Origin of the sequence: Neobacillus drentensis, assembly GCF_036962765.1 — a bacterium.
GTDB classification, from domain to species: Bacteria; Bacillota; Bacilli; order Bacillales; family Cytobacillaceae; genus Neobacillus; species Neobacillus drentensis_C.
The window spans coordinates 1-8,371 of sequence record NZ_JBALOS010000094.1 but is presented as its reverse complement, the minus strand read 5'-3'; the positions used below and the strand labels follow the sequence as shown (position 1 = coordinate 8,371).

General features: G+C 36.2%; 10 protein-coding genes, 2 pseudogenes and 1 riboswitch. Of the genes and pseudogenes, 5 read left to right on the top strand and 7 right to left on the bottom strand.

Going from position 1 to position 8,371, the window contains the following annotated elements; translation table 11 throughout:
- Positions 1-212, top strand: a pseudogene (locus V7137_RS13275) (enoyl-CoA hydratase); the annotation flags it as partial.
- 88 nt (positions 213-300) lie between these two features.
- Here V7137_RS13275 and V7137_RS13270 read toward each other — a convergent pair.
- The 3 genes from V7137_RS13270 to V7137_RS13260 form a co-directional block, all read right to left on the bottom strand.
- The gene (locus tag V7137_RS13270; RefSeq protein ID WP_420490124.1) at positions 301-588 is read right to left on the bottom strand and encodes a hypothetical protein; all 288 of its coding nucleotides are present in this window, start codon (positions 586-588) and stop codon (positions 301-303) included.
- A 409-nt stretch (positions 589-997) separates the two neighbouring features.
- On the bottom strand, positions 998-2,020 hold the full coding sequence (locus V7137_RS13265; protein ID WP_335698527.1) for an anti-sigma factor: 1,023 nt from the start codon (positions 2,018-2,020) through the stop codon (positions 998-1,000).
- Positions 2,013-2,510, bottom strand: a complete 498-nt coding sequence (locus V7137_RS13260; protein ID WP_335698526.1) for a sigma-70 family RNA polymerase sigma factor — start codon at positions 2,508-2,510, stop codon at positions 2,013-2,015. The genes V7137_RS13265 and V7137_RS13260 overlap by 8 nt, the downstream gene beginning before the upstream one ends.
- A 223-nt stretch (positions 2,511-2,733) precedes the next feature.
- Here V7137_RS13260 and V7137_RS13255 point away from each other — a divergent pair.
- Together V7137_RS13255 and V7137_RS13250 are read left to right on the top strand one after the other, a co-directional pair.
- Positions 2,734-2,958 (top strand): annotated as a pseudogene (locus V7137_RS13255) (tyrosine-type recombinase/integrase); the annotation flags it as partial.
- A gap of 284 nt (positions 2,959-3,242) precedes the next feature.
- Positions 3,243-3,749 carry a hypothetical protein gene (locus V7137_RS13250; protein ID WP_335698525.1) on the top strand — a complete coding sequence of 169 codons (507 nt, stop codon included), beginning with the start codon at positions 3,243-3,245 and terminating at the stop codon, positions 3,747-3,749.
- Between the two features lie 202 nt (positions 3,750-3,951).
- On the opposite strand, the gene V7137_RS13245 is transcribed toward V7137_RS13250, so the two are convergent.
- Positions 3,952-4,398 carry a DUF3231 family protein gene (locus V7137_RS13245; RefSeq protein WP_335698529.1) on the bottom strand — a complete coding sequence of 149 codons (447 nt, stop codon included), beginning with the start codon at positions 4,396-4,398 and terminating at the stop codon, positions 3,952-3,954.
- A gap of 12 nt (positions 4,399-4,410) precedes the next feature.
- Entirely contained in the window at positions 4,411-4,947 is a 537-nt protein-coding gene (locus V7137_RS13240) for a DUF3231 family protein (protein WP_335698524.1), read from the bottom strand.
- 222 nt (positions 4,948-5,169) lie between these two features.
- Here V7137_RS13240 and V7137_RS13235 point away from each other — a divergent pair, with 222 nt between their 5' ends.
- Complete coding sequence (locus V7137_RS13235) at positions 5,170-6,177, top strand: DUF3231 family protein (RefSeq protein WP_335698523.1); 1,008 nt, start codon at positions 5,170-5,172, stop codon at positions 6,175-6,177.
- A 554-nt stretch (positions 6,178-6,731) separates the two neighbouring features.
- Positions 6,732-7,157 (top strand): hypothetical protein, encoded by a 426-nt coding sequence (locus V7137_RS13230; protein WP_335698522.1) that lies wholly within the window; start codon positions 6,732-6,734, stop codon positions 7,155-7,157.
- A 214-nt stretch (positions 7,158-7,371) separates the two neighbouring features.
- Here the strand turns inward: V7137_RS13230 and V7137_RS13225 are convergent, their stop codons facing one another.
- Both V7137_RS13225 and V7137_RS13220 read right to left on the bottom strand, forming a co-directional pair.
- Positions 7,372-7,686 (bottom strand): DMT family transporter, encoded by a 315-nt coding sequence (locus V7137_RS13225; RefSeq protein ID WP_335698521.1) that lies wholly within the window; start codon positions 7,684-7,686, stop codon positions 7,372-7,374.
- Complete coding sequence (locus V7137_RS13220; RefSeq protein WP_335698520.1) at positions 7,686-8,027, bottom strand: DMT family transporter; 342 nt, start codon at positions 8,025-8,027, stop codon at positions 7,686-7,688. Before V7137_RS13220 ends, V7137_RS13225 begins: the two co-directional genes overlap by 1 nt.
- 68 nt (positions 8,028-8,095) lie before the next feature.
- A riboswitch (guanidine-I (ykkC/yxkD leader) is annotated at positions 8,096-8,192 on the bottom strand.
- Between the last annotated feature and the right edge of the window lie 179 nt (positions 8,193-8,371).

Sequence of the window (8,371 nt, the reverse complement as noted above, 5' to 3'; positions counted from 1 at the left end):
AAAGTAGGTGGAGATGCAAACGTGTTGGCTCGTACTATGAATTTAGAGTTTTAAGACCAGTGTTTACGGGGGATACAATCATTTATGAAGTTAAAATTGAAAAATACCAAAGTCAAGAAAATAATAGAACAGCTATTATTGCATCCTTTTTATGTAAAAATCAGAATAAAAAAGAAGTATTAAAAAGGGATTTTTCAGTTGTAATACTTTAAAGTCTTAATCCTTTCTTTAACTAGGTGCTTAGTACAATAGTTGAGGTGCCATTTTTGTATTACTTACCAAGGATCCTAAACTAGATTCTTAGGAGTTCTCCGAGAAAACATTTTTATGTCTTCCTATAGTTGTTAGTAAGATTGAAACCGTCATTACTAATAAAAGAGCCAAAATTGCACCAGATACATAATAAACAAAGCCAGGATTATAACCATAATAATAAAAAATAAAAGATGAAATGCTAAACAATACAGTCAAAAACAATTCAAACATAAACGCGGTAATCACAAACAATAAATAGGGAGTAACAATTTGTTTATCAGATACATGTTTTAGAGTAAGACCTTCCCAACAAAGATTTGCTATGTTTCCCAACTTAATCACCCCTAAGGATATCCTTATTGCATATTATGTCCATAAGAGTAGATTCTTAACTCTTAACTGGTAGTCACAAAAAAAAGGCAACACTCGGCTGCCTTCTTTCCTTCGTATCATGGTTTATAATTAATACTCAATGAAGATATCACCATTAAAAATGTGAAAATTAACAGAAAGATACAAAGGGAGAGCCCCCATATGGCAAAAAGCCTCGATCTTCTCCTAGTAAATAACCCAATAACACCGAGAAAAAATCCTAAAATCGGAAGCTGAATGATAAAGACTCCCGGAAACCCTGAATTTTTTATTAAAAGGGCAACATTTAAACCAGCTAATGCAATGAGAGCAATCAGAAAAGATAAAAATCCTGATATTGTAGGAAGGCGTCTTCCCCCTCCTTTTTTCTTTATTCCCAGTTCCATAGTTTCACTTCCCCCACCTTCATCGCGCGAATTTCTTTCATATCCTGCAGTTTTCTCAATTCTTCCGTGGGACCAGTTATGACGGCACCATAAACCTTTATTCCGTGTTGCTCGATATAGGCTAGGCGACTCCCTATAGACAAAGATTTGGCGCGAGCCACTTTTTCAGCAACCGATTCATTTTTTTTAAGCAATTTTAAAATATCAAGAAAAACCTCCTCATTCGATTCACCATTGGTCTTAAATGGGGACCATGTAGTTGGGTCATACTGTGCAGGGTAGCCTAGCGGCGTAATTGGTACACCGCCGGCATCTTCTTGTTTGATTTCCATTCCTGTATCAACGGCAAACCAGCGGAGTTCCATATTTTTAGGAAGACTTTTTTTCAAATCCTCTGGTTTCATTAACTTATTTAGCGAGACATATACCTCGGCGACTGTTCCATTTGGAAGTTTTTTTAATTTATCCCATTCATTCGTTTCAAAATAAGGAATTCTTACTTTAGGGTGTACAATGACCTCTGTTTCCTTGCTAGGATTTTCAGACAATGGTCGATCTAACAACAAATTCTTCTTGGGGAAATTTGGATGATTCAACAAGAAGTCAATATCAAAGTTTCCAACCTTATAATCTTCTTTACCAATTCTTTTAAAAACATCAAACTTTATATTCATTGAAAAAAAACTAATTTCATCTTCTAAATCCAGCTTTTCTATGCTCATATTGGGCTCGGTAACATAAATCGTCTTTGTCACAACATCAATTAGGTGGTCCGCCCGACTGCCAATTGCGTAATACATGTAGGAGGCTAAAGTCATGACAGGAACAATCAATAACAGAATAGCGAGACTGATCATGATATTCGTTCTTCGTGCCATATTTTTTCCTTGATTCACAATCTCTGTTTGGCCTTCTTTTGAGTATGGATGAAGCCCTCTTACATCATTCAGAGATTCTTTTAGATAATTTTGATAGTCTTCTTCAATTTGTTTTTTTTCATCACTCATGTGCCGTCATCCTTTCCTTCACTCTGTCCATGACCTTCCTACGGCCCCGATGTAAATGGCTTTTTAGTGTATTTATTTTCATATCCAAAATTTCCGCGACTTCATTGTAGGTAAGCTGGTGCAAATCGCATAGCAGTAAAACATGTCTTTCCTGTTCTTTTAACGAATGAATATCATTTAATAATAATTGAAAACTTTCTTTTTCCAGAAGTCTTTTTTCTGGCGTTTCCTTTGAGATTGGCCCACTTTCTTCAAACTGCTCCTTGAAGACCAGGCGTTTATTTTTTCGTTGAAAATCAATAAAGGCATGGTAGGCCACCTTAAACAGCCATGCTCTGATATTAGAAATTTCATAATCCTCGAGCTGCAAATATGCCCTGTAAAAGGCCTCATGCACTAAATCCTCAGCGATAAAATGATCTTTTGAAAGGGAGAAAAGATAGCGATATAAATCATTTACATTTTCTCGATAAGCTTGATCAAGCTCCACTGCTTCTCCCCCTTTCAACCTAACCACGTTTAACAATAGCAAAAAGTTGCAGTCATGGAAATTTTTTCTGAAAAAACGACGTTCATGAAAATTGGAACGGGGCTCGAAGTTACTTAAGAGCCACTATATGAGCACAATTTTATAAAAATTAGACGATATGAAGTGGAGTTCAAAGCCGCATTGTTCCGAACGTGATTACATCATGTTTTTACTAGTATCAATACAGGCTTAAAGGCAGTTAAATAAAGCGGCTGATATGTGCGACATATCGGAAGGAATTGACACACACACTATGCGGAAAACCTTTGGTTTTTGGTATTACAAGCAAAGTAAGGATATAGCAACGCTGAAGCGAATATTAAATCACTTACACCCCGAAATTACGTTGCGTTATATTGGTATCACAGAAGAAGAAATAGAAAATGGCTTGCAATCATTTAAGTTGTAAAAGGAAAGTAATGCAGCAGGGACTACACAGGAATAAAAATGGAAAAGGATAACTGTTGCTATAATTAAAGTCAAAGTTGTTGCTATAGTTACAGCAACAGTCCAAATAGGGTTAACAACAGTACTTATTTTCGTTCTGGACAGGAATAACACCTTTAAAGTAAATTGGATTTCTATGTTTAAGTGTAGGAGACATTGTGAAGGTTTGTACTTAAACTAACTGGGCAGGTTCAAGAAGGAGTCTATTAAATATGAACAGAATATGTAATAAAGGAGGCGAAGAAAATGCTAAAGAAAGGCAAAGGAAAGATTAACGAGATTATTTATAATAACACCGCTTACTATAACGGAAAGTATAGACATTTCCCGCCGATTTCGGGGTTAAATGGTATGTTAGATGAAATTATTAGTTCTAATTCAACCACACATTACATTAGGATTACACCATTTTATAAAAACGAACAATTGGATATGCAAATCGAGTTTGAGGAATTTATGTTTTATATTGAATGTAGAGATTGGTTTGATGAAAAGATTCAAGAGATACACATTGTAGATTGCATTGCTCCCGTTGATACCCAAAGAACACTTAACGATTTAAGATTGGGGGCAATTTTATATCCTTTATGTAAAAATAATGATGTGGATTCATATCAAAAAGCACTTAAAAAATATAAAGAATCTTTAAGGGAAATCCTGCCCAAAATGATGGAATTTGCAAAATCTGAAATGGAAGTAAGAGAAGACGATTTAGCTTTCGGTTATTTTTGCTTTGAAATTCATAGTGAATAGTTTGTTCTCAAACCAATGGGTAGCCATTCTTCAATAAGAAGGATCGTTTTTTCTTATTCAAGTAACGTAAGCAGTTTAGTTGAAGAAAAGGTGCATGGGCAAAATAATGCACAGAAAAAAAGCTACCTCTTAAAATGAAGAGAAGCCTTTATCTGGAGAGTATAACAGCCATAGTTTTTATCACCACGGAAAAGTGTATCTATCATTTATCACTGTGCACTGCTAAGGGAGGTTCTTCTAGCCAGCCATTCTCTATCATTATTTTGGCTCCGTCTTCAGCAAATGACGCGATTTCTGCCGATAATCGAACGTAATCAAGAGCCAAATCTTTTCTTGAACTCGTTGCCATACTTGTTCCGTAAAATCCTATACTTAATGCAGTTAAAATGGTAGCCATAAACATCATCATTTTATCCGAAAAGGGGGCTACTTCCGAGTCAGTTACTTCAGCATCCCAAGGCATTGAAACAGGTAATCCATCTTCTTCTAACACGGAACCAAATACCTTGGTGTGTTTAGAAGCAATTTCCTTCCCCCTTACCATAAATTCCTTTACCTCTTTTGATGGAGTCACCTGGCTCCAAGCCATCATTACTGTTCGTCCTAAAGCGTTTTTTTGTAAATTTGCAAATAAATTAGTGATTTCTATAGCAGTTAATGGTCATTTCTTTCCAAATAATCCAGATATAAATGAATGACTTTTCACAAAGTGTACTTCATTTGTCGCAGTCAAAATAGGTGATCGAACGTATAATCCTTTTGATAACAAAAGATTTTTTGAATTAGTATTGAATTTGTTTAGGTCATTAATACATTCTGTAGAATAATCATCAATTTCTGATTTAACAGCAAATGTTTTTGCAATGGCATAAAAACTAAGAGCCATGACACCCATATTATGTGTTAAATACATCATTAAACTATCCGAAAATAATCTTGGAGCAGATATGTTTACATCTTTATTCACTTTAAATCCACATGGTATTGCATACCCTTCTTTTATAAATAACATGGACAATTTTGTTAAATGAGTTTCCGCTATTTCTAATCCCTTTTGAATGATGGAATGTAAATCGCGATCCTCATCTATTTTCGAAAAGTATGTAAATAAACACTTGCACATGCTGCTGTTCATGTAAGCATTCCAAATCTGTGCAACTTCAGCAGCGGAAAGTTTCGTGGTGTGTTCAGATTCCATAATATTCTCCTTATTCTAATTTTGTCATTTTTATTAATCTTCCCTAATTTGAAAATGTATATTTGTTGAACTTGTTAAAACCGAATTTGATAAATGAGGCTGCAACATCGGTGTATAAAATAGAGGAGCTACCTAAGCTGCTGAAAGAAAGGGGGCGTAATTAGGAATAGATTCCTTTATCTTCGGAATCATAAAAGAGAATAAAATGGAAAGGGTGTTATGATGGAGCATCTTGCAAATTTAACTTCTGCAGAAATAGGCACATTATGGTTTTCCTATATGGGGACCACCATGCAAATCGGTCTATTCAAGCACATTATTGCCCATCTAGAGGATGAAGAAATCAGCCAGCTGTACAAAGAAAACCTACTATTTATGGAAGATTTTGCTCAGCAGATTTCGTCGCTAATGAAAAAAGAAGGAATGAAAGAACCTGTCGGTTTCACGGAAAATGATGTGAATGAACAGGCGCCAAAACTCCTGACTGACGGCCTTGTTCTCTATTACCTGCAAATAGCGTCGAAAGCTGCTATGAGCAAAGATGTATCCTTGCTCGCACTCACGTCCCGGAAAGATGTAAAGAATCTGCTTATTCGACACCTGGAACAGGCGAAACAAGCGTACCTGAAGGTAGATGATTTATTGTTGGAGCGCGGGGAGTATATCAGACCGCCGATCATTCCCGTCCCATTACATAATGAATTTGTGACGACCAGCCAATATTTAGGGGGGGTCATTCCGATTTTGGACAAAAAGCGTCCGTTAAATGTCATGGAAGTGTCCCATCTGTTTTTGAATATCAAGGTGAATATGATTGGGACAATGATCTGTACCGCTTTCACCCAAGTGGCGAACGATAGCGAAGTGAAAAAACATTTCGAAACCGGAATCCGATTATCAAAAGAAATTGTGGAAGATTTAACCCATCTCCTTCTGGAATCAGACGTTCCGGTGCCGGCAGCTTGGGATGCATTCGTAACGGATTCGACCGAATCGCCCTATTCTGATAAGCTTATGCTAGGCTTTATCGATCAGCTTACCGCATTTGGATTTGGATTGTATGCCCTATCGGCGACCGCAAGCCTCCGGACCGATATACAAGTGAAATATGCCAATATATCGAAAAAAGTCGCGACCTATTTGAAAGACGGAGCAGAATTAATGATCAAAAATAGATGGCTCGAGCAGCCTCCGACCTATCCTGACCGACAAAAATTAGCCAAAAAATAACCTCTTGTGGAAAAACTGCAGGATCTGCGCTAGTAGTTTTTTATGTCCCATAGATGGTTCGGAGCCACCGCAAATTATTTCGATTTCTTTTCTATGCTCACTGAAATCTCTCTCTCATCTTCCGCAATCGGGCGCGTTTCTGAAATAAGCAGGAACGCTTTTTCCTTATTCAAGTAAATACAAACAATTGAAATCGACTTTAAACCAAAATACCAATTAATTTTAAAAGAACACTTTTTAAGGTAAAGTCAAATTTCACTTGTCATAAAAATGAGTTGTTAAGACAGCTTTTTCTTAATCTCAATTATAGGGATTGTGAAATATTGCACTTAAACTAACGTGTGCAAGAGTTGAAGATCCAGCTGCCATTATTGGCGGCTTTTTCCTTTTGAACTAACGAAAACAGGTTTATTGAACATTAAATTGGTTCATTCATGTTGCTTTTGAAACAAATTGCGAAACAACTTAGTTGGAGATACGGGTTATTGGTTGTTGTGGATAATATTAATTGAAGATGCGAAATCTAACTGTAAAAATTTATGGGAGTGAGCATCATGAAGAAAATGATTGTTCTCTTTACGGTTTTATTAATGTTTGCCACAGATCACTTGGTTAATGCTAAACCTCCAGAGCCAAAGAAAATTAAACCGTATGCAGAAGACTGGTATGTTACACCAGAAGATATTATTCGGGATATTATTTTTCCAGCTATTGATAAGAGGGTAATAAAAGAGTATGGAGGAAAAGAGTCTGCTAGTTTTGGCTGGCAGCAACAGAGGATTGTTAATATTGTTTATAACAACAATCATTCTTATGATATTTCCTTAAGAATTCAAGTTCCTGACAGTAACAATAATCCATTTGAATATGCAGAAGACTTGGTTAAAGTAAGAGTATCTCCATCATGTGTTAGTCCTAAAATTGGATGTAGTCATGGCTTTAAGGTAGAAGTATTAGATTACGAACATTTAAATAATTAACGAGAAAAGTGTTGCCTCTAATTGATAGCACCTTATTTAGAAATGACCTTGTTCAGCTAACGGGGTGCATGAGTTTACGAACGCCAGCAGCTTCGGCAGCTTTTTTGCTTGTTCCACTAAAGGGGAGTTTAGTGGAACAAGAATAGAAAATAAAGAAGATAATTAGCTTATTATAAGACAGATTATCTTCTTCATCTAAAATTGAAAAATTCCTTTATGAAAAGAGTTTAAGACCTATTGCAGCACCCAAAACCATTCCTATAAAAATAAGTCTTCTCCAGTCTTTAGATTCTCCATATAAGACCATACCTAAAATTGCTCCACCAGAAGCACCAATTCCTGTCCAAATTGCATAAGCTGTACCCATAGGCAGTGTTTCCATTGCATATGATAGAAATATAAAGCTTGCCCCAAATCCAAGAACTAATAGAACAAGTGATTTCCAATTACGGTCCTTATGAAGTTTATTTATCATAACAACACCAAACATTTCAAATAACCCTGCTAAAACTAAAGAAATCCACGCCATTAGGAATCAGCCCCTTCCTGAACGTTATCCTTTGTAACTAATTTCAAACCAATTACACCTGCTAGCAGCAGTAAAATTAATAGTATTTTACTCATTTTGAATGGTTCTCCGAAGAAAAGTATTTCAGAAATAACAGTGCCTGCCGTGCCCAATCCCACAAAAACTGCATAAACCGTTCCTACGGGGAGTTTTCTTCCCGCCATAATCATTACATAGAAGCTGATGATGATGGATATAACTGTTCCGGTCCAAGTCCAAAAGTCATTCGCGTGTTTCAATCCAATAACCCAAAATACTTCAAATAAAGCAGCAACAAATACTTTAATCCAATTTGTGTTCATCTAAACGACACCTCCAATTTTATTATTGCCAAAAAACAAAAAAGCCTGGGAGAAACTGTTTAACAGTTATCTCCCAGGCTTTTATCCCTCCGTGTCACAGCAACGCTGTGAGTTTTCTCTCGGACCAGACCAACAAAATGTTACGGAACCCTAGAAAACATTTAAATTATATAATTACTTATATTCTACATACATCTCATATTATATCAAGAGTTAAATTTTAGTAAAGTCTTTTGTGTTTGATAAGATTGTGAAGGAATGCGCTTAAACTAAAGGGTGCAAGAGTTGAAGAGCCGGCCTCCATTTCTGGCGGCTTTGTTTATTGAACTAACGGGGCAGGATAG

Bases quoted from the DNA above. Each gene is read 5' to 3' on its own strand.
- V7137_RS13265 (WP_335698527.1), bottom strand. From the start codon at position 2,020: ATGAGTGATGAAAAAAAACAAATTGAAGAAGACTATCAAAATTATCTA.
- V7137_RS13250 (WP_335698525.1), top strand. From the start codon at position 3,243: ATGCTAAAGAAAGGCAAAGGAAAGATTAACGAGATTATTTATAATAAC.
- V7137_RS13240 (WP_335698524.1), bottom strand. From the start codon at position 4,947: ATGGAATCTGAACACACCACGAAACTTTCCGCTGCTGAAGTTGCACAG.
- V7137_RS13235 (WP_335698523.1), top strand. From the start codon at position 5,170: ATGGAGCATCTTGCAAATTTAACTTCTGCAGAAATAGGCACATTATGG.
- V7137_RS13230 (WP_335698522.1), top strand. From the start codon at position 6,732: ATGAAGAAAATGATTGTTCTCTTTACGGTTTTATTAATGTTTGCCACA.
- V7137_RS13225 (WP_335698521.1), bottom strand. From the start codon at position 7,686: ATGGCGTGGATTTCTTTAGTTTTAGCAGGGTTATTTGAAATGTTTGGT.
- V7137_RS13220 (WP_335698520.1), bottom strand. From the start codon at position 8,027: ATGAACACAAATTGGATTAAAGTATTTGTTGCTGCTTTATTTGAAGTA.